This is a genomic window from Burkholderia sp. MSMB1835 (genome assembly GCF_001526365.1).
Classification (GTDB): domain Bacteria; phylum Pseudomonadota; class Gammaproteobacteria; order Burkholderiales; family Burkholderiaceae; genus Burkholderia.
Map to the genome: position 1 here is coordinate 328,155 of NZ_LOYP01000052.1, position 26,684 is coordinate 354,838.

25 protein-coding genes are annotated in these 26,684 nt (G+C 68.7%); 16 read left to right on the top strand and 9 right to left on the bottom strand.

The window, feature by feature from the left end; translation table 11 throughout:
- Positions 1–21: 21 nt before the first annotated feature.
- Together WS96_RS25480 and WS96_RS25485 are read right to left on the bottom strand one after the other, a co-directional pair.
- Complete coding sequence (locus WS96_RS25480) at positions 22–798, bottom strand: SDR family oxidoreductase (protein WP_059836309.1); 777 nt, start codon at positions 796–798, stop codon at positions 22–24.
- Between the two features lie 4 nt (positions 799–802).
- Positions 803–1,243: a GlcG/HbpS family heme-binding protein gene (locus WS96_RS25485; protein WP_059836311.1), complete on the bottom strand. Its 441-nt coding sequence runs from the start codon at positions 1,241–1,243 to the stop codon at positions 803–805.
- 107 nt (positions 1,244–1,350) lie between these two features.
- Between WS96_RS25485 and WS96_RS25490 the strand changes: the two genes are divergently transcribed.
- The 4 genes from WS96_RS25490 (at position 1,351) to WS96_RS25505 (ending at position 7,067) form a co-directional block, all read left to right on the top strand.
- Positions 1,351–2,265, top strand: a complete 915-nt coding sequence (locus tag WS96_RS25490; protein ID WP_059836313.1) for a LysR family transcriptional regulator — start codon at positions 1,351–1,353, stop codon at positions 2,263–2,265.
- A gap of 81 nt (positions 2,266–2,346) precedes the next feature.
- Complete coding sequence (locus WS96_RS25495; RefSeq protein ID WP_059836315.1) at positions 2,347–2,781, top strand: hypothetical protein; 435 nt, start codon at positions 2,347–2,349, stop codon at positions 2,779–2,781.
- A gap of 414 nt (positions 2,782–3,195) precedes the next feature.
- On the top strand, positions 3,196–5,790 hold the full coding sequence (gene mprF / locus WS96_RS25500) for a bifunctional lysylphosphatidylglycerol flippase/synthetase MprF (RefSeq protein ID WP_034204736.1): 2,595 nt from the start codon (positions 3,196–3,198) through the stop codon (positions 5,788–5,790).
- Positions 5,787–7,067: a virulence factor family protein gene (locus WS96_RS25505; RefSeq protein ID WP_059836317.1), complete on the top strand. Its 1,281-nt coding sequence runs from the start codon at positions 5,787–5,789 to the stop codon at positions 7,065–7,067. The genes mprF and WS96_RS25505 overlap by 4 nt, the downstream gene beginning before the upstream one ends.
- A gap of 243 nt (positions 7,068–7,310) precedes the next feature.
- Here the strand turns inward: WS96_RS25505 and WS96_RS25510 are convergent, their stop codons facing one another.
- From WS96_RS25510 to uxuA, 3 genes are all read right to left on the bottom strand, one after another.
- Positions 7,311–7,700 carry a hypothetical protein gene (locus WS96_RS25510; RefSeq protein WP_059836319.1) on the bottom strand — a complete coding sequence of 130 codons (390 nt, stop codon included), beginning with the start codon at positions 7,698–7,700 and terminating at the stop codon, positions 7,311–7,313.
- A 306-nt stretch (positions 7,701–8,006) separates the two neighbouring features.
- Positions 8,007–9,317 (bottom strand): MFS transporter, encoded by a 1,311-nt coding sequence (locus WS96_RS25515; protein WP_059836321.1) that lies wholly within the window; start codon positions 9,315–9,317, stop codon positions 8,007–8,009.
- Positions 9,318–9,389: 72 nt separating this feature from the next.
- Positions 9,390–10,451, bottom strand: a complete 1,062-nt coding sequence (gene uxuA, locus WS96_RS25520; protein ID WP_179949982.1) for a mannonate dehydratase — start codon at positions 10,449–10,451, stop codon at positions 9,390–9,392.
- A 267-nt stretch (positions 10,452–10,718) separates the two neighbouring features.
- On the opposite strand from uxuA, the gene WS96_RS25525 reads away from it, so the two are divergent.
- The 3 genes from WS96_RS25525 (at position 10,719) to WS96_RS25535 (ending at position 14,515) form a co-directional block, all read left to right on the top strand.
- Positions 10,719–11,441, top strand: coding sequence for a FadR/GntR family transcriptional regulator (locus tag WS96_RS25525; protein WP_059784995.1), 723 nt, complete (start codon positions 10,719–10,721; stop codon positions 11,439–11,441).
- 174 nt (positions 11,442–11,615) lie between these two features.
- Positions 11,616–12,746 carry an ABC transporter substrate-binding protein gene (locus WS96_RS25530; protein ID WP_034204740.1) on the top strand — a complete coding sequence of 377 codons (1,131 nt, stop codon included), beginning with the start codon at positions 11,616–11,618 and terminating at the stop codon, positions 12,744–12,746.
- Complete coding sequence (locus WS96_RS25535) at positions 12,743–14,515, top strand: GGDEF domain-containing protein (protein ID WP_059836323.1); 1,773 nt, start codon at positions 12,743–12,745, stop codon at positions 14,513–14,515. The genes WS96_RS25530 and WS96_RS25535 overlap by 4 nt, the downstream gene beginning before the upstream one ends.
- A gap of 87 nt (positions 14,516–14,602) precedes the next feature.
- On the opposite strand, the gene WS96_RS25540 is transcribed toward WS96_RS25535, so the two are convergent.
- A complete protein-coding gene (locus WS96_RS25540) occupies positions 14,603–14,902 on the bottom strand; it encodes a DUF4148 domain-containing protein (protein ID WP_059822320.1) in 300 nt (99 codons plus the stop codon).
- Positions 14,903–15,184: 282 nt separating this feature from the next.
- Positions 15,185–15,442 (bottom strand): hypothetical protein, encoded by a 258-nt coding sequence (locus tag WS96_RS25545; protein WP_059836324.1) that lies wholly within the window; start codon positions 15,440–15,442, stop codon positions 15,185–15,187.
- A gap of 620 nt (positions 15,443–16,062) precedes the next feature.
- Here WS96_RS25545 and WS96_RS25550 point away from each other — a divergent pair.
- On the top strand, positions 16,063–16,959 hold the full coding sequence (locus tag WS96_RS25550) for a LysR family transcriptional regulator (protein ID WP_059836326.1): 897 nt from the start codon (positions 16,063–16,065) through the stop codon (positions 16,957–16,959).
- A 118-nt stretch (positions 16,960–17,077) separates the two neighbouring features.
- A complete protein-coding gene (locus tag WS96_RS25555; RefSeq protein ID WP_179949035.1) occupies positions 17,078–17,710 on the top strand; it encodes a LysE family translocator in 633 nt (210 codons plus the stop codon).
- 70 nt (positions 17,711–17,780) lie between these two features.
- Here WS96_RS25555 and yddG read toward each other — a convergent pair whose 3' ends face one another.
- Together yddG and WS96_RS25565 are read right to left on the bottom strand one after the other, a co-directional pair.
- A complete protein-coding gene (gene yddG / locus WS96_RS25560) occupies positions 17,781–18,722 on the bottom strand; it encodes an aromatic amino acid DMT transporter YddG (RefSeq protein ID WP_059836329.1) in 942 nt (313 codons plus the stop codon).
- Between the two features lie 577 nt (positions 18,723–19,299).
- Positions 19,300–20,985: a purple acid phosphatase family protein gene (locus WS96_RS25565; protein WP_059836332.1), complete on the bottom strand. Its 1,686-nt coding sequence runs from the start codon at positions 20,983–20,985 to the stop codon at positions 19,300–19,302.
- A gap of 323 nt (positions 20,986–21,308) precedes the next feature.
- Between WS96_RS25565 and WS96_RS25570 the strand changes: the two genes are divergently transcribed.
- From WS96_RS25570 to WS96_RS25600, 7 genes are all read left to right on the top strand, one after another.
- Positions 21,309–21,608, top strand: coding sequence for a YXWGXW repeat-containing protein (locus WS96_RS25570; RefSeq protein WP_059836334.1), 300 nt, complete (start codon positions 21,309–21,311; stop codon positions 21,606–21,608).
- 226 nt (positions 21,609–21,834) lie between these two features.
- Positions 21,835–22,620: an RNA polymerase sigma factor gene (locus WS96_RS25575; protein ID WP_082720357.1), complete on the top strand. Its 786-nt coding sequence runs from the start codon at positions 21,835–21,837 to the stop codon at positions 22,618–22,620.
- Positions 22,617–23,036 carry a hypothetical protein gene (locus tag WS96_RS25580; RefSeq protein WP_059836336.1) on the top strand — a complete coding sequence of 140 codons (420 nt, stop codon included), beginning with the start codon at positions 22,617–22,619 and terminating at the stop codon, positions 23,034–23,036. Before WS96_RS25575 ends, WS96_RS25580 begins: the two co-directional genes overlap by 4 nt.
- Positions 23,033–23,536: a periplasmic heavy metal sensor gene (locus WS96_RS25585; RefSeq protein ID WP_059836338.1), complete on the top strand. Its 504-nt coding sequence runs from the start codon at positions 23,033–23,035 to the stop codon at positions 23,534–23,536. The genes WS96_RS25580 and WS96_RS25585 overlap by 4 nt, the downstream gene beginning before the upstream one ends.
- Positions 23,537–23,777: 241 nt before the next feature.
- The gene (locus WS96_RS25590; RefSeq protein ID WP_059836339.1) at positions 23,778–25,172 is read left to right on the top strand and encodes a DUF1800 domain-containing protein; all 1,395 of its coding nucleotides are present in this window, start codon (positions 23,778–23,780) and stop codon (positions 25,170–25,172) included.
- 2 nt (positions 25,173–25,174) lie between these two features.
- Entirely contained in the window at positions 25,175–26,332 is a 1,158-nt protein-coding gene (locus WS96_RS25595; RefSeq protein ID WP_059836341.1) for a DUF1501 domain-containing protein, read from the top strand.
- Positions 26,333–26,390: 58 nt separating this feature from the next.
- The gene (locus WS96_RS25600) at positions 26,391–26,609 is read left to right on the top strand and encodes a YXWGXW repeat-containing protein (protein WP_034204751.1); all 219 of its coding nucleotides are present in this window, start codon (positions 26,391–26,393) and stop codon (positions 26,607–26,609) included.
- Positions 26,610–26,684: the final 75 nt, after the last annotated feature.

Here is a 26,684-nt window from a genome sequence, read left to right on the forward strand (position 1 = left end):
GCCTGCCGCCGCCGTTTTGCATTACTGCTGGCGATCCCACGCATGCGCCTGCTCGGCGCGCACGAACGCTTTCGACGAGGCCGGCAGCAGGTTGCGGAACGCGCCGCCGTCACTGTCGATCACGTCGACCATCTTCGCGATCATTTCCTCCGGGTCGTGCTGTTCGAGCGGGAAGGTCAGCTTTTCCGGCGTCACGGTATGCACGGCCGGATCGTGCCAGCGCCGCGTCGTTTCCATCATCCGGTCGTTGAAACCCGTGCGGTACGGGCCCGGGTTCACGACCGCGACGCGGATGCCGTGCGGCGCCAGTTCGGCGTGCATCGCCTCGGCGATCGATTCGACCGCATGTTTCGACGCACAGTACGCACCCGTGAACGGACCGGTGATCAACCCGGCAATCGACGACACGAACACGATCTTGCCGTGCCGGCGCGCGAGCATCCCGCGCGCGACCTGTTGCGTGAGCTCGAGCGGCCCGAGCACGTTGACGTCGAACAGTTCGCGCACGATCTCGATCGGCAGGTCGACGAGCGCGCCGGCTTCGCCGACGCCCGCGTTGTTGACGAGCACGTCGATGTCGAGATCGGCCGCGCGGGAGCGGTCGTATGCGGACGTGACGTCGAGCTTGACGACGCGCAGCGCGGCGCCGCGTTGCGCGGCGGCGCTCGTCACGACGTCGATCTCGGCGGCGGCGCGGACGCCGGCCGTCACGTCGTGGCCGCGCTCGGCGAGCCGTAGCGCGACTTCGAGGCCGAAGCCCGACCCCGCGCCGGTGATGAGGATGCGTTTGCGTGCCATGTGCTTACTCCTTGAGGGTGAGTGATGCCAGGAAATGATCGCTGCAGGCTCGCGCGATCGCTTCATCTTGTTCGACGCTGCCGCCCGACACGCCGACTGCGCCGACGCAGCGCCAGTCGCCGTCGATGAGCGGCTCCCCGCCGCCGAACGTGACGAGCCCGCCGTGACTGTGCTCGATGCCGCGCAACGACCCGTCCACGCCGGACATCGCGCCCAGCGACGCGGTCGGCGCGCGAAAGCGGATCGCCGTCAGCGCCTTGCGCTGCGCGAGGTCGATCGCGCCGAGAAAACAGTCGTCGGTGCGCGCGAATGCGAGCAGGTTGGCGCCGGCGTCGACGACGGCGATCGCGACGCCGGCCACCTGCAGCGACGCGGCATGGGCGAGCGCAGCGTCGATCGTGCGGCGGGCGGCGGCGAGGGGCAGGGCGGCGGTGGGCGGGGTCATGCGAGGCTCCGATGGGGACGACAGCGCCAGTGTAGGCAGCGACGGTATATGGGAGAATCCGTATTCCGCTCGAAGCAGTTTCAAGTTTTTCTAATGATGGACAGACGATGAGCCGACGCGATCCAATGGCCGGGCTGCACGTGTTCATGACCGTCGCGACGGCCGGCAACTTCACGCGCGCCGCCGCCGCGCTGGGCCTGACGCCGGCTGCCGTCAGCCTCGCGATCGGGCAGCTCGAGGGCGAGCTGAACGTGAAGCTGTTCAACCGGAGCACGCGCGGCGTGAGCCTCACGGAAGCCGGTCAGCGCTACCGGCAGCAGACCGAGCCTGCGTACCGGCAGGTCATGCAGGCTCGCGACGAACTGAAGGACGCGCGCAGCGAGCCGAACGGGCTGTTGCGCGTGACCGCGCTGCCGCTCGCGCGCTTGCGCGTGATCGCGCCCGTGCTCGCCACGTTCCGCGAACGCTACCCGAAAGTCCGGCTCGAAATTCGCTACGAGAACGAACTCGTCGACATCGCAAAGGACGGCTTCGACGCGGGGATCCGCCTCGCCGACCGGCTGCAGCCGGGCATGATCGGCGTGCGGATCGCGCCTGCGCTGACGTGTGCGCTGGTCGCGTCGCCCGCTTATCTGGCGCGCTACGGTGCGCCGGCGTCGATCGCGCAGCTCGAGCGTCATGCGTGCGTTCGTTTCCGTTTCTCGGAAAGCGGCCGTTTGCATAAATGGCTGCTGCGCGACGGGCAACGCGACGTCGATCTCGATCCGGACGGCGTGTTCGTGACGAACGACGACGATGCGGTGATCGATGCGGCGCGCGCGGGCGTCGGCATTGCGTTCGCGTTCATGCGCGAGCGGATCGAGCAGGACCTGCACGACGGCACGCTCGTCGAGGTGCTGCCCGGCGCATGCCGCACGTTGCCGCCGATGTGGCTGTATTACGTGAATCGCAAGCACGTGCCGGCCAAGCTGCGGGCGTTCATCGACGTGCTGCGCGAACGCGCGGCCGGCGACGCGGCGTAATCGCATCGGCGCGGCTCGCTGCAGCGATCGATCCGGCGGTGCATGATGGCGGCTCCAGCCACGAAGCCATGGAGTCGCGCAATGACCGTATTCCCGCATGTTCCGATTCGGACGCTCGTGATTGCCGCCGCGTTGGCGGTCGCCGCGCTTTCCGGTGCACCAGCCATCGGCCAGACGTCGACGGTGCCGGCCGGTTCGGCGGTCGCGACGCCCGACAACGCGGTCCTGCTGACCGTCTTTCTGAAGCACGACGAATCGCGCCCGCTCGCGGAGCTGAATGCGCAGCTCGCGAAGCAGGGCTTCTACAAGGCATTTCCGCCGCCGGGCGTCGAGGTGGTGAGCTGGACCGTGACGATGGGGATCGGGCAGATCGTCGTGCTGCGGCTGCCGGCGTCGCGGCTGCGCGAGGTCAATCGCGTGCTCGAGGATACGGCCTGGGGCGTGTACCGGACGGAGTTCTATCCGACTTACGACTACAAGGCGATCGGCTTGGGAGAGCATGAGCGGGCGAAGTAACGGAGGCCAGGACGTTTCCGCGCGGATGCGCACGTCCGAATCAATCTGCCCCCATTCCGCTGAAGCGTCGCGGCGCGACGCTTTCGTCCTCGCCGGCCGGAGTCGGTCGGGCAGATTCCTCCCAAATGGACGAGAAGTCATTCGTCCGATGAAAAAACCGCCCCGGTTCCCGGTATGATGCGCACCTTGCGTTCGTCGGATGCCCTGTTTCTCGGTGCGTCTTGCTGTGCGAGACACCACAAATCCGCACAAAGTCGACGTGAAAGATTCTGTAATATTAATTCCGTATACTCGTAAGTTCTGATCCAAGCGCCACGAGGCCGTATTCGGCCGGCCGCCCACGCAGAACAACAGATACGTCGCCGCCCGGCCAACCCGCGCCGCGACACGCTATGCACCACCACTGAACACGTTATGTCTTCCCGCCACTCTGGTTCGCCCGGTCGCGCCGCGGCGGTGATCGCCCGTGCCCGGGCGCTGATCCGCAACGAGCGCGTGCTGTCGCCGCTGCTCGCGCTCGGCATCGGCCTGCTGCTGATCGTGGTTTTCCAGCACCTGTCGGAATCCGTCGACTACCGGTCGGTGATCCGCCAGTTGCGTCACATGTCCGTCCGCGAGTGGGGCGCGTCGCTGGCCGCGACGGCCCTCAGCTATCTCGCGCTCGTCGCCCGCGATGCGGTCGGCCTGCGCTATGTCGCGGCCAGGGTGCCGCGCGTCGCGCTGTGGATCGGCGCGATTGCCGGTTCCGCGCTCGGCAACGCGACCGGCTTCGGCGCGCTGACGGGCGGCGCGGTGCGCGCGCGCGTGTACGGCGTGTCGGGTGTCACGCCCGCCCAGATCGGCCGGATGACGGTATTCACGAGCGGCACGCTGGCGCTCGCGATGGTGCTGATGACGGCGGTCGGCATGGTCTGCGTGCCGGAGGCGCTCGCCGCGATGCTGCACGTCGCGCCCGGCGTGCTCACGTGGACGGGCGCTGCCCTGCTGGTCGTGCTCGCCGCGCTGGTCGTGCTGTGCGGCAACACCGCGCGCCCGGTCGTCACGCGCTTCAAATGGCTGTCGTTCGACGTGCCGGCGCGGCGCGATCTCGTCGCGCAGGTCGTCTATGCGGTGCTCGACGTCGTTGCCGCGGGCCTGACGCTGTGGGTGTTGCTGCCGGCTGCACCGGTCGGCTTCCCGACCTTCATCACCGTTTACGCGGCCGCGTTGCTGCTCGGGATGATCGGCCATACGCCGGGCGGGATCGGCGTGTTCGAAGCGGCGATGGTCTTCACGCTCGGTCGCGAAGTGCCCGCGCACGCGATGGTCGCCGCGCTGATCGCGTATCGCGCGATCTATTTCGGCGTGCCGCTCGTGCTGTCGGCGGGCCTGCTCGCCGGTTTCGAGGGCCGCGCGCTGCGGCGCCGGCTCGTGACGCGGCAGGCCGTGCGCGTGTCGCAACTGGCGCCGGTGTTCCTGAGCCTCGTGACGTTCGCGGTCGGCGGGATGCTGGTGATCTCGAGCGCGACGCCCGCGTTCTGGCATCGAATCGCGATCCTGCGCCACATCGTGCCGCTGTGGGTGCTCGAAGGCTCGCAGGTGATCTGCAGCGTGCTCGGCGTCGCGCTGCTGTTCGTCGCGCGCGGGCTGCTGCGCCGGCTCGACGGCGCCTGGTGGATGACCTTCGCGTTGACGCTCGCGAGCCTCGCGCTGTCGCTGGCCAAGGGCCTCGCGTTCGTCGAGGCCGGCGTGCTCGGCACGCTGCTCGTGCTGCTGCTCGTCAGCCGGCGCCGGTTCAACCGTCATTCTTCGCTGCTCGCCGAGCGCTTCACCGTCAGCTGGTTCGTGTCGGTGGCGATGGTGCTGATGCTGGCCGTGTGGGTGCTGTTCTTCGCGTTCCGCGACGTGCCGTACACGCGCGAGTTGTGGTCGCATTTCTCGTTCGATGCGCGCGCGCCGCGGGCGCTGCGCGCGACGCTCGCGGCCGGCGTGTTCGTCGCGCTGTTCGCGCTGTGGCAATTGCTGCGCCCGGCGCCCGGACGTTTCGTGAAGCCCGCGGAGCAGGACCTGGTCGACGCGGAGCAGATCATCCGCGCGCAGGAGTGCAGCGATGCGGGTCTCGCGCTGATGGGCGACAAGTCGTTCCTGTTCTCCGAGTCGCGCCGCGCGTTCCTGATGTACGCGAAGAACGGCCGCACGTGGGCCGCGCTGCACGATCCGGTCGGGCCGCGTGAAGAGTGGCCGGCGCTGATCAGCAAGTTCATCGCGCTCGCGCACGCGCACAGCGGCCGCGCGGCGTTCTACCAGGTGCGCGCGAACGCGTTGCCGCTGTATCTCGACGCAGGGCTCACGCTGATGAAGCTGGGCGAGGAAGCGCACATCGCGCTCGATCAGTTCGATCTGAAAGGATCGAACCGATCGCACCTGCGCTACGCGCTGCGCCGGGGCGACAAGGACGCGCTGACGGTCGAGGTGATCGCGCCGGGCGACGTGCCGGCCGCGCTGCCGGCGCTGCGCGACATCTCCGACGGCTGGCTCGACAGTCGCGATGCGCGCGAGAAGAGTTTCTCGGTGGCGGCGTTCCACGACGGCTATCTCGCGACGCAGTCGGTGATGCTGGTGCGGCAGGCCGACAAGCCGATCGCGTTCGTCACGTTCATGACGACCGATCTCAACACCGAGGCGACGGTCGGCGTGATGCGCCATCTGCCGGACGCGTCGCCGTACGCGATGGAGTATCTGTTTACGCAGCTCGCGCTGCATCTGAAGGAAGCGGGGTTCCGCAAGCTGAGCCTGGGCATCGCGCCGTTCTCGGGGATGGGGGCGGCGAAGATGCCGTCGCCGTTCCACCGGCTCGGCCTGATGGTCTGGCGCTTCGGCGGCCGCTTCTACAACTTCCGCGGCTTGCGCGCTTTCAAGAGCAAGTTCGAACCGCACTGGGAGCCGCGTTATCTCGCGGCCTCGGGCTCGGTCGGCGTGTTCGTCACGCTTGCGGATCTGTCATTGCTGGCTGGAGGTCGGCGTTCATGATGTTGAAGAAGGTAATCGCGCGGGCGGCAGCCGCCTGCGCGGGAATGATGCTGGCCGGCGCCGCGTGCGCCGCGCAGCCGGCCGCCGCGAAAGCCGAAACCGTGTCCGGCGGCCGCTACGGGCCCGTGACCGTGACCAGGCCGAGCGGGCCGCTGCGCGGGTTCGTCGTGCTGTTCTCGCGTGGGGCCGGCTGGCAGGCCGCCGATCAGCAGGCGGCCGACGCGCTCGCGCAAGCCGGTGCGATGACGGTCGGCGTCGATTCGGGGCGTTACGCGGCGAATCTCGCCGCGAAGCAGGAGGTCTGCCATCACCTCGACGGCGACGCCGAGGCGGTCAGCCATCAGCTCGAACGTCTCGCGCAATCGTCGCGCTATTTCACGCCGATCGTCGCGGGCGTGGGCCAGGGCGGCGCGATCGCCAAGCAGATTCTGTCGATGGCGCCGGAGAATACGATCGCCGGCGTCGTCGCGGTCGGGCCGGCCGCGAAGCTCGATCCGCGCTTCAAGCCGTGTCCGCCCGATCCGACGATCGTGCGCCGCGCGATGCCGGGTTTCGTCGAAACGGCCGCCGCGGGCGACTCGACCAAGCTCGTGTCGCTCGTCACGTCGCACTTGCGCGACACCAGCAGCAGCGACGAGCTCGACGTGTCGGATCTGCCGCTCGTCGAGCTGCCGGCCAAGGGCGGCAGCGACCGGCTCGCGATCGTGATCTCGGGCGACGGCGGCTGGCGCGATCTCGACAAGACGATCGCCGAGGCGCTGCAGCGCGACGGCGTGTCGGTGGTCGGCATCGACAGCCTGCGCTATTTCTGGAGCGAGAAGCCGCCCGCACAGGTGAGTCGCGATCTTGCCCGCGTGATGCGCACCTACATGGCGCGCTGGCATGCGAGCCGCGTGGCGCTGGTCGGCTATTCGTTCGGCGCCGACGTGATGCCGTTCGCGTACAACCGGCTGCCGGCGGACCTGCGCGACAAGGTCGCGGTGATGTCGCTGCTCGGCTTCGCGCCGTCGGCCGATTTCCAGATCCGCGTGACGGGGTGGCTCGGCATGCCCGCGAGCGACAAGGCGCTGAAGGTCGCGCCGGAAATCGCGAAGGTGCCGCCGCAACTCGTGCAGTGCTTCTATGGCGCGGAAGAGACGGACACGATGTGCCCCGCACTCGCGAACACGGGCGCCGACGTGATCAAGACGCAGGGCGATCACCACTTCGGCCGCGATTACATCGCGCTCGAGAAGAAGATCCTCGGCGCGTTCGGCAAGCCGGCAGCGGCGCACTGAACGCCGGCGGCGCCCGCGTGACGGCGGGCGTCGGCCGGTTTGCTTCCGGTTCATCGTACGGGCGGCCAGCGAGCCGCCCGTTTCATTTTGCGGCCTGTGCTGCCGCGTCCTGCGGCGGCATGACCGTTCTCGTATCGTGCTGACGCAAGCCCGGAAATAGGTCGAGCTGCCGGCGTGCGGTCGCGAGATCGGTGGCCTCGCCGCGCACGGGCCGCGCGCTCGAAAACCCCGTACGTCCCGCGGTCACGCGTCGACGACGAGCGCCGGATCGAGCGCGCGGATGCGCTGGTCGACGAAGTAGCCGCCGCCTTCCTGGTAGCGCAGGAACAGGCGGCCGCACGCGCGGCAGCGGCTGACGGTGCAGCGGTTGTACGGGAAATGACGCGGCGCGATCGGCGCGTCGTCCGATGCATAGCGCGTGCCGGCCGGATGATGTTCCGCGTAGGTCGGCTCCGCGTCGCCCGGCGGCGCGAGCGTCGCCACTTCGATCAGTTGCGTGTCCGGCAGCGACAGCGGCAGGGTCGTCCAGCCGGCGAGCGAGGTCTTCGTGCACGTGCACGGCTGCGTGACGTGCGCCGCTTCGGCCGCCAGTGTCAGCAGCGCGTCGTGATCGAGGTAAGGCAGTGGGCTCATGGGCAATCGCGAAAGGGCGGCAGGAGTTGCAATGTAACCCGTGCGCCGATCGGCTGCATGGCCGTGACGCAGCCAGCGCAGCGCGCGCGTCGTGCGATTCGTCCGGCCTTGCGGACCGACGGTGGCGCGACCGGTCCGCCGAGCACGCGGATCGCGCGTTCGATGTCGCGACTCCACGGCTGGCCGAGGTTTACGCGCACGCCGCGCTCGAAGCCGTGCGAGGCCGAAAACGGCGAGCGCGGCTCATTGTCCGACGCGCGACCGAAAGGGAAAGCGTGGGTGTTTCGGCCGCGCCGTCCCGCTGCGTCAGGCCGCGTTCGGCTCGACATTTCTCTCGCTGCCGCCGCGCCGCAGCGGCGGCAACGGCTCGACCTTGCCGACGACGAACAGGTACGACAGCGCGCCGACCACGCACAGCGCACCGGCCACCGCGAGCGGCACGACGAACGAGCCTTTCGTGATCGACAGCATCACGCCGGTGAAGGTCGTGATGAAGATCCCGGCGAGATTGCCCGCGAAGTTCTGGATGCCGCCGAGCGATGCGACGTGCGCAGGCGTCGGCGCGACTTCGCCGACGAGCGTCCACACGTTGGCGCCGGCGAACGACAGGCTGGCATACGCGAGCGCGAACAGGGCGAGGCAGGCCCACACGTTTTCGACGAACGCGGACAGCGCGATCGACGACGACAGCAGCATGCCGAGCACGAGGCAGGTCTTGCGCGCGGCGGTGGCGCTCCAGCCGCGGCGGAACAGGCTGTCCGACACGTAGCCGCCGAGCCAGCCGCCGGGAATCGCGAGCAGCGCGGGCAGCATGCCCCACGTGCCGAGCGACGCGAGCGAGAAGCCGCGCGACTGCAACAGGTAGCTCGGGAACCACGTGATGAAGAAGTAGATCGCGAAGTTCAGGCAGAACAGGCCGATCATCATGCCCCACACGGTGCGGTAGCGGAACAGGTCGAGCCATGACACCTTCGGGCCGTCGGTTGCGGCCGCAACCGTCGGGGCGCCGCGTTGCGCGAGCAGCGCATCGACGGCGTCCGGTGCGATCGCGCGATAGCGTTCCGGGTCGCGATAGACGAACCACCATGCCAGCGCCCACGCGATGCCGATCCCGCCCGTGATCACGAACGACCCGCGCCAGCCGACGATCGAGATCAGCCACGCGACGAGCGGCAGCGACAGCGCGGAGCCGACGCGCGAGCCGCTGTCGAAGATGCTGCTGGCCAGACCGCGCTCGCTGCGCGGAAACCAGTTGAACGCGACCTTCGCGAACGATGGGATCGCGGCCGCTTCGCCGACGCCGAGCATCAGCCGCACGCCGACGAGCTGCGCGAGGCCGCGCGCGGCGCCCGTCGCGACCGTGAACACCGACCACCAGCCGACGGCCAGCGCGAGGCTCACGCGCACGCCGACCTTGTCGATGAACCAGCCGGCCGGCAATTGCAGGAACGCATAGGTCCAGAAGAACGCGCTCAGCACGAGCCCCATGCCGACCGCGTCGAGGCCGAGGTCGGCGCGGATGCTGGGCGCGGCGATCGCGAGGTTCGCGCGGTCGATGAAGTTGATGACGTTGGCCAGGAAGCACATCAGGATCATGGCCCATCGGATGCGTGGCATGCAGGTGTCTCCGTGCGGAATATCGTGGCGGGCGACCGGCGATCCGCTGCGCCGGCCGCCTCGAAGGGCGAATTACCGCGACGCGTGCGGCGCGCGGTCGAACTTCGCCAATGCTTCCCACAGGCCGTTCAGGTAGACCGCGCCGAGCGCGCGATCGTAGAGGCCATAGCCGGGCTTGCCGGTCTCGCCCCAGATCATGCGGCCGTGGTCGGGGCGCACGTAGCCGGTGAAGCCGGTGTCGTGATACGCCTTCACGATCGCGGCGATGTCGAGCGAGCCGCAGCTCGACAGGTGCGCGGTTTCCTCGAAATCGCCGTTCGTGTCGACCTTCACGTTGCGGATGTGCGCGAAGTGGATCCGGCCCATCGCGCCGAATTCGCGCACGAGCGCTTCGACATCGTTCTCGGGGCCCGCGCCGAGCGAGCCCGAGCACAGCGTCAGCCCGTTCGCGGGCGAGTCGACGATGCGCACGATCCGCGCGAGATCGTCGCGGTTCTTCACGATGCGCGGCAGCCCGAAGATCGGGCGCGGCGGATCGTCGGGATGGATCGCCATCTTCACGCCGGCTTCCTCGGCGACCGGAACGATCGCCTTCAGGAAGTACTCGAGATTGGCCCACAGCGCGTTCTCGTCGACGTCGCGGTACTCGGCGAGCAGCGCCTGCAACTGTTCGGGCCGGTAGCTCGAATCCCAGCCGGGCAGCGCGATGCCGTCGTTCGGATCGATCCGGTCGACCGCGTCGGTGCTGAACGCGAGGCAGGTCGATCCGTCGTCGAGCGTCTTCGACAGCTCGGTGCGCGTCCAGTCGAACACGGGCATGAAGTTGTAGCAGACGACGCGGATGCCGGCCGCGCCGAGATGGCGGATGGTCTGCCGGTAGTGGTCGATCAGGCGGTCGCGGGTCGGCTTGCCGAGCTTGATGTCCTCGTGCACGGGCACCGATTCGACGACGTCGAACTGCAGGCCGGCGCGCTCGATCGTCGCCTTCAGCGCGTCGATCTTGTGCACGGGCCAGACCTCGCCCACCGGTTCGTCGTAGATCGCGGACACGATATGCGTGACGCCGGGGATCTGGCGGATGTATTGCAGCGAGACCGGATCGGACTCGCCGTACCAACGGAAAGACATCTTCACTGGAGCGGCTCCTGGCTGGCGGTTCATGCGGTGGACGACGGGGCGGCGGCGTGCCGGCCCGGCGTCGGTGTGCGGATTATGATTGGTATGCCAGTTGTGCGGGATAGTGGTTTACCAGTTGTCCGGCCGGATGACGGTCGCCGTGACGTTCAGGGACACGACTGGTCGATCTGGCCGACGGGCCGAACCGGCTTCGAACCAAATTGGTGTACCATTTTGGCGATCCGGCGCCGCAGCGGTGCCGGCCAGCCCGTTGCGAGCCTTTCGATGACCGATCTTTCCACCCTGTCAGCCAGCCGCGACACCGATGCCGCGGACCGCTCCTATATCGGCCTTGCGCGGCAGATTCACGCGATGGTGGCCGCCGGCGCGTTCGAGGCCGGCGCACGACTGCCGTCGGAGCGCAGCCTGGCCGACCAATTCGGCGTGAGCCGCACGCAGGTGCGCGAGGCGATCATCGCGCTCGAAGTGCAGGGGATCGTCGAGGTGCGGATCGGCTCGGGCATCTACGTGTCGGCGGCCGATGCCGCGCGGCCGGTGACGTTCGACGTGCCGCGCGGGCCGGGGCCGATCGAGACGCTGCGCGCGCGCGGGCTGATCGAGGCGGAAGTCGCGGCGCTCGCGGCGACCGAACGCAAGGATGCCGATCTCGACCGCCTGTTTTTCTCGTTGACGACGATGCGCGAGCAGATGAGCGACAAGGCCGCCTACGACGCGGCCGATCGCCAGTTTCACCTGCGAATCGCGGAATCCACCGGCAATACGGTGCTGCTGCACATGGTCACGGCGATGTGGGACTGCGCGCGCAGCGATCCGCTGTGGGACAAGATCGAGGAGCACTTTCACTCGACCGCGCTGCGCGAGGCGTCGCAGGAAGATCACCAGCGAATCTTCGCGGCGATCATGGCGCGCGACGCGGACGGGGCGCGCGACGCGATGCGCGCCCACCTGTCGCGCGTGATCGCCGAATTCACGCAGGCCTGGCGCTGACGGTCGTTGTCGCGTATTCGCGTATTCGCGGCCCGACCCGGCCGACGTAATTGGGTCGCATTCCACCGTGATGCCCGAGGAAAATGCGCGATGTGCGGCTTGTTCCGATTGCGTGACCATGCGTTTTATGGTCTCGTTGCGGGATATCGCATCGACTCGAAAAAGGACAGTCGAATGCAGCCGGGCGATCCACGCGGGGGGCGATTGATCAGGGGAATCGGCGTACGCACACGCGCCCGCGGCGCCGTGCGTACGCTGCTCGTCGTATTCACGCTGGGCTTGCTCGCACGCGCTCTGCCAGCCTTCGCCGCCTCTCCCGAAACCGTCAACGACAACGTGCTGCGCGTGCTGGCCTGGCCCGGTTACGCGGACAGCGATATCGTCAGCGCTTTCGAGGCGCAGTTTCACGTGCGGGTCGAGGTGACGCAGGTCGATTCCGACGAAGCGCTGTGGACGCGGATGCACGGCGCTTCGCCGCCGCCGTACGACGTGCTCGCCGCGAACACGGCCGAGATCCAGCGCTATGCGCACGAACATCTGCTCGCGCCGATCGACCTGTCGCGGATCCCGAACCGGCGGCGGCAATTGCCGAATTTCCAGCAGCTCGCGACGATTGGCGGGCTCGTGCAGGACGGCGCATCCTACGCGATCCCGTTCACGTATTCGTCGATGGGGCTGATCTACGACCGCAAGCAGGTGCCGGCCGCGCCGCACTCGATGCGCGAGTTGTGGAATCCGCGCTATCGCGGCAAGGTGCTCGACTTCAACAGCGCGCAGCACAATTTTTCGTTCACGGCGCTGGCGCTCGGCTATCCCGATCCGTTCCACCTGTCGCCCGCCCAGACGCTCGTCGTGGCCCGCAAGCTGATCGACCTGCGCCGCAACCTGCTGACGTACTACACGCTTCCCGAAGAAGCGACCGCGCTATTCGTCCAGCATCGCGCGGCGCTGATGTTCGGCAACTACGGCACGCAGCAGGTCGAGCAGTTGCGTCGCGCCGGCGCGGACGTCGGCTACGTGATCCCGGACGAAGGCGCACTCGCGTGGCTCGATTGCTGGGCCGTCACGCGCGGCGCGCTCCGTCCCGAGCTTGCATTCGCGTGGATCAACTACATGCTCGAACCGGCGATCGGCGCGCTGCTGACCGAGCGTCAGGGGCTCGCGAACACGCTCGAGCCGCCGCACGGCCTGGATACCGGGCATCAGCATCTCGTGTGGCTTCAGCCCGTGGAGGACATCGCGCGCCGCGAGTCGCTGTGGAGCCGCATCGTGTCGGGCGATCGGCCGGAGCGGTTCGGAAAATGATCCGGCTCGGGCTCACGTCGAAGCTGTCGGTGCTGTTCGCGTGCATCGGCGTGATCGCGTCCGGCACGACCGGCTACTACGCGTATCGCGCCAACCGTGCGATGCTCGTGCAGGAGGCGCAGCACAGCCTGCTGATGTCGACGCAACTGCTCGGGCAGCGCTTCGCGACCGCGCTCGCCGACGTTGCCGACGATGCGCTCGTGCTCGCGCAGTTGCCGTCGTCCGCGTTCGTCGCGGGCGACGACCATCCCGACGCCGCGCGGCGCACGCGGCTCGAGCAGGTGTATTACAGCTTCATGAGAAATCACGCGGAATACCTGCAGATCCGCCTGATCGCGAGCGGGCATTTCGGGATCGAGCGCATTCGCCTCGATCGCGATGCGCGCGGCATCGTCGTGCTACCCGAAAGCGTGTTTCAGGAGAAAGGGCAGTTCTCCTATGTATTCGATACGCTCGCGACGGCGCCGGGCCATATCTACCTGTCGCCGATCGCGATCAATCACGAGACGGGATCGCATGCGGCCGAAGGCCTGCCGATCCTGCGCGTGGGGACGCCGGTGACCGACGCATCGGGTCGGACGGTCGGGGCACTCGTCGTCGACGTCGAGCTTTCTCGGGTGTTCGATCGCCTCGAACGCGATCTGCCGGACGACTATGGGGTCTATCTCGCGAACGAATGGGGCGATTTTCTCGTGCATCCCGATCCGCAGCAGACGTTCGGCTTCGATCGCGGCCGGCGTGTGCTGATGCAGGACCGCTTCGCCGGCACGCGCGCGCTGTTCGACAGCGAGCGCACGAGCGTGACGCTCAATGGGCTCGCTCAGCCCGACGAGGCGCCGGGACAGATGTTCGCGTTCGTGCGCACGCCGTTCGGGCACGACGAGGGCAACCGCTTCGTCGTGCTCGGGATGGCCCGCCCGCTGGCGGACGTGCTCGCGCCGGCCGGCATGCTGGGCGGACGGATCGTCCGGATGGTGCTCGTATCGAGCGTGCTGGCGGTGATCCTCGCGATCCTGTTCGCGCGTGCGATCACGCGGCCGCTGCAGACGCTCGCGCGCGCCGCGACGCACGTGTTCGACGATCCGGCGGCCGAACGGCTGCCCGTTGCGCGGGCCGACGAGATCGGCGTGCTCGCGCGCTGTTTCGACAGCATGCGCGTCGAGATTCGCACGCAGATGGCGATGTTGCGCGCGAAGCAACTGGAGCTGACGCACCTCGCCGGTCACGACCCGCTGACCGGCCTGCCGAATCGCCTGCTGTTCATGGAGCATCTCGATGCCGCGATCCGGCATGCGGCCGCGGTGGGCGAGGGGCTGGCGGTGATGTTCGTCGATCTCGACCGCTTCAAGCAGATCAACGACCAGCACGGGCACTCGGCCGGCGACCGCACGCTCGTCACGGTCGCGAAGCGGTTGAGCCACGTGCTGCGCGGCGGCGACATGGTGGCCCGGCTCGGCGGTGACGAATTCATCGTGCTGATTTCGGACGTGCGTTCGCCGGCGGTGATCGGCGATGTCGCGACGCGCATCCAGATCGTGATGGCCGAGGAGCTGGAGTTCGACGAAGGACGCATGGCCGTCGGCGCGAGCATCGGCGTCAGCGAGTTTCCCGCGGATGGCGCGTCGGCCGAGGAGTTGCTCGTCAAGGCCGACGCGGCGATGTACGCGGCGAAGGCGTCCGCGCAGTGCGTGTGCGTGCGCTATCAGGATCTGGTCCGCGGCGGCGTGCCCGACGAGAGTGGCCGCGTCGCGTCGGGCGGCAGCCGCTGAACGGCGCGTCGGAACGCAAGACGAGCCCGTCGCTGGACGGGCTCGTCTTCGATGCGGACTGCACGCGCGGGGCGCGCAGCGGCACGCTTAGTGGCCGAAGTAGACCGAGTCGCGCGGGTTCTGTGCCCGGACGGCCGGTGCGCCGCTCTCGACGGCCGCGGCCGGTTGCGAACCGAAGCCGCTGTTGTCGGTGCCGTGCACGCGGGCCTGCGCGGCCTGGATGTCGGCCGGGTAGTACGGGCTCGACTGGCTGGGCTTGTAACCGGCGTTTTCGAGCTGGACCAGTTCGTTGCGCACCTGGGCGCGGGTCACGGTGCTTTGCGCGAATGCGCCGAACGAGGCGGACAGCGCGACGGCGGCGGCGACTGCGGAAACGAGCGATTTCATGATGACCTCCGATGTTTATTGGCTTTCCGCGTTCGACACCATGTCGTCAGCGGTTGATTACATCGTAGGCGCCGGCTCACCTAGGGTAAACGTGAGTTTGAGTGAAAGATCGTTGCGCTGGGAGTAATAATTTCGAGGCAAACATGTACCGTCCCCATGCTGTATTGCGGGGATGGGAGGCAATGGCGGGAAAGGGGCGGGATGTCGTGCACGGGCGCACGGGCACGCACCCGGCTGCGCAGGGCCGGCGAATGTCTCGCGGCGGGATCGCGTCAGGGGTGCTCAGGCCCCGTCGTCGTCGATTTCCTTGCGCTCGCGGCGTTCCTCGTTGCCGCGGCGCGCGCGCAGGCGCTGGCGCGACAGGACGGCGATCACCTGCTGGGTCGGCGCGCCGGACGGCAGCTCGTTGCGGATGCGATCGGGGACCATCGGCAGGCCCGCGCGCTGCCGGCGCAGCGCCTTGGCGATCGCCCGACGGCATTCGTCGCCATGGCAATCCCATTCATCCCGGATTCTCTGACAATAACGGCATTGTTCCATTCGGCTAGTCTAACCCGTCTTCGGGAATGGAGCAGGGCTGGGCGCCGAACGTATCGTGCGCCGGGCGGCAGAGGCACCGGCGGCTCGGAGCACAGGCGCCGGCAGACTGAATCGGACTACGAATCAAGTGGGCCGGAATGGTTTACGGACAACTAAGGTTTTCCGTCCCTCTCCATACGGATTCCTTGCGCGCGGGCGGAGCCGGCGCGCGTCATCGGAGCGACCAGATACCCCAGATCGCGATCAACAGGCCCACGCCCAATCCGCAGCCCAGCAACACATAAGTTTCCATTTCGTGCCTTTGTAGACATGGCAACGCCGACGTCGACATCGGCGTACGTGAAGCAAAACCGGTCCCGTATCGTCCGTGCCGTCGGTGGGGGGCGATACGCCGGGTCTGCGAATACTACGCGTTGCAGCTTTCAGAACGCATGCGCGATCGGTCGCATGCAGCATGCCGGCGGTTCGATCATCCGTCGTACCCGAGCGGCGCACGGGGCATCCGCCGCGTGCGTGGCGAGGTACGCGTGTCGGCTGCGTGACCGTCGCATCGGTTCAATATAATTCAAGTCGATCGGTCGCTTCATGTACGACATACAACCCCCGAACAAGGAAACCCGATGACGCTCGCCCAGTTGCAGGCGCTGGCCGCCGTGGTCGAACTCGGTTCGCTGACGGCCGCGGCAGACCGGCTCAGCCGCAGTCAATCCGCGATCAGCCACGCGCTGACGGAGCTGGAGGACATCACGCAGGTCAAGCTGCTGTGGCGCGACCGGCAGCCGGTCGTCCTGACGGCGGCCGGCGAACGCCTGTGGCCGTATGTCCAGAGCGTGGTGCGGGAAGCACAGATGCTGCGCCAGCAGTTCAGCCTGTCGCGCGGCAAACTCGAAGGGAAGCTGGTGGTCGCGTCGCTGCCGAGCGTGTCGCTGGCGTTCGTCGTTCCCGCGCTCGAGGCGTTGAAGGAGATGCACCCGGGCGTCTCGGCGGTGCTGCTCGAAGGGACGGACAGCGAAGTCGAAGGGTGGATCGACGACGGGACGGCCGACGTCGGCGTGGTCGCCGGCACGAAGACGTTCGCGCACAACCTGCCGCTGCTCGACGAGGATTTCGTCGCGGTAGCGGCCGACGACAGGTTCGTTGGCCGCAAGAGCGTGTCGGCCAGGCAGTTGGCCGCGGCGCCATTCATTTTCTCGAAGGCGGGATGCGGGCCGGTGATCGCGGATTACTTCGCGCGCGGCGGCGTACCGCTTCGGGCCGCATTCAACGTGGTCGAGATGCGCACGATCCTGTCGATGGCGGAAGCCGGCATGGGCGTATCGATCGTGCCGCGCATCACGCTCACGTACACGCCGTTCGGCGGCCGCGTGCTGGCACTGTCTCCGCGGCTGCATCGCTCCGTGCGATTGGCGTGGAATACCGCCGGCAACGCGGTTACCGACGCGTTCGTGCGGCTTGTCGACGCGCAATGTGCGAAGGCGGAAAAGGCGGTTCGGACCCGCGCGAAAAAGGGCAGATAGCGACCGGCGCGCACGATGAACGGCGCTCATGGGCCGCTTGCAGTTTATTCATGCCGACGAATGCCGGGATGCAATATATTGCTCGAACCTCGTTGTCGTTGCCATGAAGGAGTGTGCCGTGCCGGCCTTGCCCACCCTCGTTGCGTTCGGACTCGTGTCGCTCGGCATGGTGCTGACGCCCGGACCGAACATGATCTATCTGGTGTCGCGCTCGATCTGCCAGGGCCGCCGTGCCGGGCTGGTGTCGCTCGGCGGCGTCGCGCTGGGATTCGTGTTCTACATGGTGTGCGCGGCAGTGGGTATCACCGCGCTGGTGATGACCGTGCCGTATGCGTACGATGCGCTGCGCCTGGCCGGCGCGCTGTATCTCGCGTACCTGGCGTGGCAGGCGCTGAAGCCGGGCGGGCGCTCCGCGTTCCAGGTCCGGCAGTTGCCGCACGACAGCCGCGCGAGGTTGTTCGCGATGGGCTTCGTCACGAATCTCGCGAACCCGAAGATCGCGGTGATGTATCTGTCGCTGCTGCCGCAGTTCATCGTGCCGGGGCACGGCAGCGTGCTCGCGCAATCGCTGGCGCTCGGCTGCGTGCAGATCGCGGTGAGCGTCAGCGTCAACGCGCTGATTGCCTGCGCGGCCGGGTCGATCGCGGGTTTTCTCGCCGGGCGGCCGCTGTGGGCGGCGGTTCAGCGCTGGTTGATGGGGACGGTGCTGGCGGGGCTGGCCGTGCGGATTGCGCTGGAATCGCAGCGTTAGTGCGCGGCGGTCGACGCGTCGACGCATGGCCGGCCGCGATCCGGCCTTCCGTTGAAGGTACCGGCCATCGTCACCCGTGGCAATTGCCCTCGGCTTCGTTGGCGATCCGCACGGGCTCGGCTTCGTCGCGCCGCCTGCGCGTCGCGAGCCAGCACAGAATCGAGCCGCCGCACACCATCGCCGCGCCTTGCCAGAATTCGGCCGACAGCGGCGCATCCAGCAGCGCGGCGGCGAAGGCGGCGGCGAGCACCGGCGTGAAGTACGATGCGCCGACGATGATCGTCACGTTGCCGTGCATGATGCCGGTGTTCCAGGCCGCATAGCCGAAGCCGAGCGCCGACGCCGCGAGCACGAGGTACACGATCGCATGAAAACTGAACGTCATGCCGCCGCCGCCTTCGATCGCGAACTTGATCCAGAGCACCGCGGCGACCAGCATGAAGAACGGCGTGACGCCGTTCTTGCCGTCGGCGATGCGTGCGGTCACCGTGCAATAGCCGGCCCAGATCAGCGCGCCGAAGAACGCCAGGCCATAGCTGAGCGGATTGTCCGCGACGTTGCGCAGCATGCCGGCCGGATCGAGCCCCCGGTCGCCGCCGAGCACCCGGCAGATGCCGAGCATCGACAGCAGGACGCCGGGCACGACCAGCAGGTTCGCGCGTTGCTTGTTGAACACGATGGCGGCGACGAGCGTGAGGCTCGGCCACAGATAGTTGACCATCGCGACTTCGATCGCTTGCCGACCGTTGCTCGCGTAGCCGATCGACAACGCCAGGCACAGCTCGTACGACACGAACAGCAGCCCGCCCCACACCAGATAGTTTTTCGGGAATCGGCTCAGGTCGGGGAAGCCGATCGAAAACAGCAGAAGCACGGACGCCACCGTGTAGATCATCGCCGCGCCGCCGGTCGCGCCGAGGCTTTCGCTGACCCCGCGGACGAGCGCGACCACCGACGCCCATAACAGCACCGCGCCGAGCCCGATGAGCGTTGCCTTGTTCTTGCGTTTCATGCTTGCTGCCTGTTTCAACATGCCCATTCGATTTCGGATGATGTGAGTCCGCCTGCGCGTGCCGTCATCACGAACGGCGAGACAACGGGAAGATTTCGCGGGAAACGCGCATTTTACGGTGGGGCGGCGGTTGCAGCGACGCAGGTGGATCGGCGCGTACGATCGATTCGGTCGCGCGAGCCGATCACGCGTCGTCGATACGCCACGCGGCGCCGATCCCGACAGCGCGGGTCCGATCGCGTCGAGCATTGCATTCCGCGTCGGGCCGAGCGTGATGACAAGGAGGAAGCCGGGTTCCTCGGCCGACGGATCGATCGGCGGTCGGCCGCCGGTCGCATCGCGAATTTCGAGCCGTCGTTCGTATGGACCGACGCCGATGTCGCGATGTGCTTGCCGCAGCACATTTGCGACGGCATGGAATACGCCGGCCGAAGGAGGGGGTGGACGCGTGTGAATGCGGTATTCGAAACGCATCCGCATGGACCTGTGTGCGAGGCGGCAGTAACTCGCGCCGCGCCTGCCGTCCGCCGACGGTAATGCATCGGGCGCCCGCCGCGGCGAGCGCCCGATGCGTCGATCACCGTTCGCGCCGCTTCTTGCTCAGCTCGATCGTCTCGAACAGCTCGTACTGCGCAGTCGGATGCTGATCGGCGCCCGGCGCATGGTAGTAGCGCATCGTGATCGTCGTGTGGCCGCCCGGCTTGCCCGGATCGTGGTCGAACACCGCGATCCCGTAGCCGGTGCCCGTATCGCGGCGCGCGGACCAGATCGCGTCCTCGAGCGCATCGGCCGGCTGGCGCACGAACGTGTTCGGCGCGGTGCCGGGCACCGGCCGGTTCGGCTTCGTGAACACCTTCGCCTGCGCGAAGCCGGTCGACGGGTTTTCGCCGTACACGTCGAGCGGTGCGCTGGTGCCGCCGCCGCCGAGGATCAGGTGGATCGTGCCGTGGCTCGTGTCGAACGTCGTGCGGTTCGGGTCGTTCGAGCCGACCGGGCGCGGCTGCAGCGTCTCGACCACTTCGCCGGTTTTCGCATCGATGCCCGCGCGGTGATTGCAGCCGCGCACCGGGTAGCTGCGCTCGTAGTCGTGATCGTGGCCGCACAGCACGAGATCGACGCCGTAACGATCGAACAGCGGCAGCCACGCTTCGCGAATGCCCTTGTCGGAGCCGTTGCCCGTCTTCGACGAACTGAGCGCGTCCTGATGCATCTGCACGACGATCCAGTCGATGTCGTCGTCATGCGCGGCATGACGCAGCGTGCGCTCGAGCCAGCGCGTCTGCTCGCCGTTGCTGTAGCCGCGCACGTAGAACGACGTGCCGGGCTCGATCGGCGGGCGGCCGGTGCTCGCGGCCGGGACGAGCGGCGCAGGGCCGCCGACGAACGCGGCGGCGTCCTGGTACACGACATCGTCGGCGTCGAGCGACACGAACAGCACGGAGCTCACGCGGAAGCTGTACCAGCGGCCCGGGAAATGCGTGCCGTTCTCCGGCAGCGTATAGCGTGCAAGGTACGAGTCGAGCCCCTGCGGACCGTTGTTGAATTCGATCTCGTGATTGCCGGGGCATGGCATCCACGGACGATTCGCGGCCGACGTCTGGTTGTTGTTGCCGAAATCGCGCCACACGTCGGGCTGGTGCGCCGGGTTCAGGTTCGCGTAGCAGAGGTCGCCGTTCAGCAGGTGGAACAGCGGCTGGAACTGCTCGACGGCCTGCACCGCGAAGCGGCTCTGCGGCGACGACAGTACCCACGCGCCGTTCGGCGTCGCGAGATCGCCGTAGCTCGTGAAACGAAACGGCGCCCGGCCGCGCGGCGCGGTCGAGAAATTCGCGGAGAACGGCTGCGCGGCATTGCCGTCGTTGTCGGCGGTGATCTCGTAGCGGTAGCGCGTATCCGGCTTCAGCCCGTGCACGCGCGCGTGGTAGGCGAACACGGTTTCGCCGTTCAGGCCGTCGGTGTACAGGCGCTGGACGCCGTGCACGGTGCGCGCCGGCTCGCCGTCGGCGACGATGCGCGCACGCGGATTGACGGCCGGGGCGAGCGACGCCCACGAGATCACGACTTCGGACGTCGGGTCGTTGCCCCACGTCAGGTGAACCTGCTCGGGCGTGCCGTCCGGATTCGACGCGGCGGCGCGGGCCGCCGCGAGCCCGCCGGCGGCGGTGGCGAGGCCGGAGACGCCGGCGAGTTTCAGGAAGCCGCGACGCGACACGGAGGCGGCCGGCTCGTTCGGCTGGTCAGGGAGAGTGTCCTGGTTCGACATGGTCGGTGTTTTCGTTGAGGGGACGCGAGACGTGGAACCGCGCGGCCATGCGCGAGCACGGCCGGGGCGTGGGCCGGAAACGAGCGGGATCCCGGTCGCATGCATTGTCGAAGGGCAGTTTTGCCGCGTTGTGACAGTACCGCAACCCCGTGTGTGCGGCTGCCGATCCGCGCCATCGCGCGTCGCGCGCCGTCGGCCTGCTCCGAAGCGGGGTGGGGCCGCCGCAAATTTATTTGCCGATACCGCGACGGATTTCTCCCGCTTGCTCCGTTTAACGCATGAACGACCGCTTCCGGTCGATGCCCGTTATTTCGGAGTCTTTCATGAAACTTTCCGTTCCATTGCGATTGGCCGCCGGGTGCCTGGCTGCACTCGCGACATCGGCCGTATTCGCGCAGGCCGTGATCGTCGCGCCTTACGCGCCGCCGCCGCCGCGCGTCGAAGTGATGCCGGCGCCCCGTGCGGGTTACGTCTGGGATCAGGGGCACTGGCACTGGCGGCAGGGCCGCTACGTATGGATTCCGGGCCACTGGCAGGTCGTGCGGGTCGGTTACCACTGGGTGCCCGGACACTGGGTCGCGCGCGGCCCGGCCTGGCGCTGGGTGCCGGGCCACTGGGCCTGACGTGCACGCCGGCGCGCGGCACGCGGTGCCGGCACGGCGGATTTTTCACGCAACATCATGAGTCGTGGCGATGCCTTTTCGAACCATCGTGATACTGGCGCTCGCAGCCATCGTGCTGGCCGGCTGCGTCGTGGTGCCGGCCCGTCCGGTGTATTACCGGCCCGCGCCGGTCGTCGTATATTGAACGCGCCGGCCGACGGTCGCGCGGCCGGCCGACAGGATCGACATGCGGCGCGAACCGGATGTCGATGAAACCGGCACGGCCGACGCCGTGTGCGATGCCGGGCGCGACGCGCGCGGCGTCGACGAAGCGTCGGCATGGCGCCGTCCGGCGATGGCCCGACGCATGCAAGGAGAGCACGACGATGAGCTTCAGCCGGGCGGCGGGTATCCCTGCCGCGACAGCGCGGCGCCCGCGCGGCGCGCGACGGAGCAGGCGACGTTGAACGATCGCGGCGACCGCGATCCGGACGCGGAACTCGTCGCGCGTGTCGGCGCGCGCGATGCGTCGGCGGTACGCGTGCTCGTCGCGCGCAAGCTGCCGCGGTTGCTCGCCCTGGCGACGCGCATGCTCGGCGACCGGAACGAAGCCGAGGATGTCGCGCAGGAGACGTTCCTGCGAATCTGGAAGCAGGCGCCGCGCTGGCGAGAAGGCGAAGCCCGCTTCGACACGTGGCTGCATCGCGTCGTGCTGAACCTGTGCTACGACCGGTTGCGAGGCCGGCGCGAGGAGCCCGTCGACACGCTGCCCGACGTGGCCGACCCGCAACCGGAGCCGGCCGCGCATGCGGAGCTGCGTTCGCGCGACGCGCGCGTGCGGCAAGCGCTGGCCGCGTTGCCGCCGAGGCAGCGGGAAGCGCTGGTGCTCCAGTACTATCAGGAAATGTCGAACGTGGACGCGGCCAACCTGATGGGCATCACCGTCGATGCGCTGGAAAGCCTGCTCGCCCGTGCGCGGCGCAACCTGCGCGCGCAACTGGCCGGCGACCCACCTAGCGAGGACAAGCGATGACACCCGAACGATTTCGTACCATCGTCGCCGCGTACGGCGCCGACGCGCGGCGCTGGCCGACCGGCGAGCGCGCGGCCGCCGAGGCCTGGGCGCATGCGAACCCGCGGGAAGCGCTGCTGGCGCTCGACGAGGCGGCCGACCTCGATGCGTGGCTCGCCTGCGACACGGTCGCGCCGCCCGCGCCGGCGCTCGTCGAGCGCATCGTCGCAACGGCGCCCGCGCCGCAGCGCGCACGCCGGCGCGGCGCCGTATGGTGGTCGGGCGCGGCGTTCGCCGGCGTCGGCCTGGCCGGCGCGCTCGCGGGAGCGGTGGTCGTGTCGATGCTGATGTTGGGCAGCGCGCCGTCGGCACAGCACGAGCCGGGCTATCTGACGACGACGTTCGGCGGTCCGAGCGTGGATGGGGGCGACGAATGACCGAGCGCGGCTGGAAATTCATCCTCGTGGGCTCGGTCGTGCTGAACGTGTTCATGCTCGGCGCGATCGGCGGCGGCGCATATCAATGGTTCTCGACCCATCGCGACCAACACGCGCCCGGCACGTCCGCCTCGCGCACCGCGTTGCGTTTCGCGGCGGATGAATTGCCCGATGCGCGCCGGCGCGAGTTCGCCGCCGCGCTGAAGGCGGCGCGCAAGGACGGCCGCGCTTTGGCGCGGGAAGGGCGCGACGGCCGGATCACCGTGCTGGACCTGCTTGCCGCGCCGCAACTCGATCGCGCGGCGATCGACGCCGCGCTCGAACGCACGCGCGCAGCCGACACCGCGCTGCGGGCCCAGGTCGAGCGCAGCGTCGTCGATTTCGCGGCGACGCTGACGCCCGACGAACGCGCGAAGTTCGTCGACGGGTTGCAGCGCAGCGGCAACTGGCGTTTGCCGCCAAGGCTGCAGAAGAAGCCGGACGCATCGGCGAGCGAGTAAAAGGAGACCGTGCGCGGGCGGCCCGCGATCCGATCCGGGTGTGATTCGCGCGTCCCGTGTGCCGGTTCCGGCGAGTCGCACGGTCGTCGTCCGTTGACGATGCACGCCGCCGTGCTGCGAACGCCGTGCTGCGAAACTTCCGCTTGCCGTTTCCCCGATCGCCAAAAATATTTCCCCTCCCGCGACGGATTTCCCGGTGCCCTTGCGTTGAACGTGAGTACGCACCGCAAGAGAGCCCGTCATGGACCACCCGAACGACTCCACGCCGGCCGCGATCGCGCTGAACCGTTTCGGTCTCGGCGCGCGGGCCGACGAAGCACCGCCCGCCGACCCGAAGACCGCGTTGCTCGCCCAGTTCGACCGCTACGACGCACGGCCCGCCGCATGGGCCGGCGAGCCGGACGCGGTCACGCTCGCGACGCGCTTCGCGAATACCCGCAACGCGATGACGAGCGACGACGCGGCCGCCAGGCGCACAACCGCGCAGTCGATCCGCCGCGACGGCTACGACGCGTATCGCAGCGCAGTCGCCGCGCGCATGAACAACGCGCTGAGCACGCCCGCGCCGTTCGTCGAGCGTCTCGTGCATTTCTGGGCGAACCATTTTGCGGTATCGGTCGACAAGGGGCCGGTGGCCGCCTACGCGGGCGCATTCGAACGCGACGCGATCCGCCCGCACGTGCTCGGCCGTTTCGAGGACATGCTCGTCGCCGTCGAGCAGCATCCGGCGATGCAGACGTTCCTCGATCAGGCGCGCTCGGTCGGCCCCGACAGCCCGGCCGCGCTGCGCGCGCAAGCACGCCATCCGTCGGCGAAGCGCGGGCTCAACGAGAACCTCGCACGCGAAATCATGGAGCTGCATACGCTCGGCGTGCGTACCGGTTACACGCAGGCCGACGTGACGGAATTCGCCCGCGCGTTGACCGGCTGGAGCATCGCCGGCGGCCGCGGGCCGCAACCGGGCGATGCGGCGCCCGGCGCATTCGTGTTCCGCCCGAATCTGCACGAACCGGGCACGCGCACGGTGATGGGGAGCACCTACGATCAGCCGGGCGAAGCGCAGGCGCGTGCGATCCTGCACGATCTCGCGCGATCGGAGGCGACCGGCCGGCACATCGCATTCAAGCTCGCCCGTCATTTCGTCGCCGATACGCCGCCGCCCGCGCTGACCGAACGGCTCGCGCGTGCGTTCGATGCGAGCGGCGGCGACCTGCCGACCGTCTATCGCGCGCTCGTCGACGCCCCCGATGCGTGGTCGCCGGTCGACCGCAAGTTCAAGACGCCGTGGGAGTGGGCCGTATCGTCGCTGCGCGGGCTCGGCTGGCGCGACACCGGCGATCTGAAGGCCGCGCCGCTGCTGGCTCAACTCGGCCAGCCGGTGTGGCGGCCGGGCTCGCCGGCCGGCTACGACGACGTGGCCGCGAGCTGGGCCGCGCCCGACGCGCTCGTGCGCCGCGTCGAGATCGCGCAGCGTCTGGCCGCGCGCACGGGCGACCGGCTCGACCCGCGCACGCTCGGCAACACGCTGCTCGCCGGTTCGATGAGCGGGCCGACCGCGACCGCGCTCGCGCGCGCCGAAAGCGCGACGACGTCGCTCGCGCTGCTGCTCGTGTCGCCCGATTTCCAACGGAGATGACCATGGCACTGTCCCGCCGACAATTCCTCAGCGTGGCCGCCGCCGGCGCGGGCGCGATCCTCGTCGCGCCGCAGATCGTGTTCGCGAATGTCGACACCGACCGGCGCTTCGTGTTCGTGATCCAGCGCGGCGCGGCCGACGGCCTGAACATCGTCGTCCCGTACGCGGAGCCCGCGTATGCGTCGCTGCGCGGCCCGCTCGCGATCGACACGGCGGCCGCGACGAAGCTCGACGGTACGTTCGCGCTGCATCCGTCGCTCGCGCAGACCGCGCAGTTGTATCGCGACGGTCAGGCGTTGTTCGTCCATGCGATTGCATCGCCGTATCGCGACCGCTCGCATTTCGACGGCCAGAACGTGCTCGAAACGGGCGGCCGTGCGCCGTACCAGGTGAAGGACGGCTGGCTGAACCGGCTCGCCGCGCTGCTGCCGGCGACGCGCGACAACGCGATCGCATTCGCGCCGACCGTGCCGCTCGCGCTGCGCGGCGCGGTGCAGGCCGCGTCGTATGCGCCGTCCGGCTTGCCGGCCGCGCCGGACGATCTGCTCACGCGCGTGTCGGCGCTCTACGAAGCCGACGCGCAGTTCGGCCCGTTGTGGCAAGCGGCGATGGAGGCGCGCGGTCTCGCCGGCGATGCGCATGCACGGCAGGACCCGGCCGGCGTCGGCAAGCTCGCCGCGACGTTTCTCGCGCGCGACGACGGCCCGCGGATCGCGATGATCGAGACGGGCGGCTGGGATACACACAGCGCGCAGAACGCGCGGCTCGCGAATCAATTGAAGGCGCTCGACACGATGCTCGCCGCGCTGCGCGACGGCCTCGGGCCTGCGTGGCGGCAGACCACGGTGCTGGTCGCGACCGAGTTCGGGCGCACGGCCGCGGCGAACGGCACCGGCGGCACCGATCACGGGCAGGCGTCGGTCGCGATGCTCGCGGGCGGCGCGGTGGCAGGCGGCCGCGTGATCGCCGACTGGCCGGGGCTGCGGCCCGGCGATCTATACGAGGGGCGCGACCTGAAGCCGACTGCGTCGCTCGACGCGCTGATCGCGGGCGCCGCCGCCGACAGCCTGCGGCTCGACCCGCGCCGCACCGCGGCAGCACTGTTTGCGGAAAGCGGCGCGACGCGGCCGATGAGCGGCCTGATTCGCGGGGCCGCGTGACGCGGCACGTATCCGCGATCGGCGCCGTCGACCGATTACACGACAGGGAGCATCGACAATGAAGATCCGATCCGTTTCGCTCGCCGTGCTGGCGAGCGCGAGTGCCGTGCTGATGACCGCGTGCGTGGTCGAACCGGTGCGGCCGCCGCAGCCGGCGCCCGTCGTCGAGGTGGCGCCGCCGCCGCCCGCGCCCGGCTATCGCTGGGCGAAGGGGCATTACCGGTGGGCCGGCAATCACTGGGCGTGGGTGCCCGGGCACTGGGTGGCGGTGTACTGACACGGCAAGCGTGTCGACGTGTCGTGCGGCGAGATCGACGTGCCGGAGACGAGCGACCGTGCGAAGTGCCGCAGC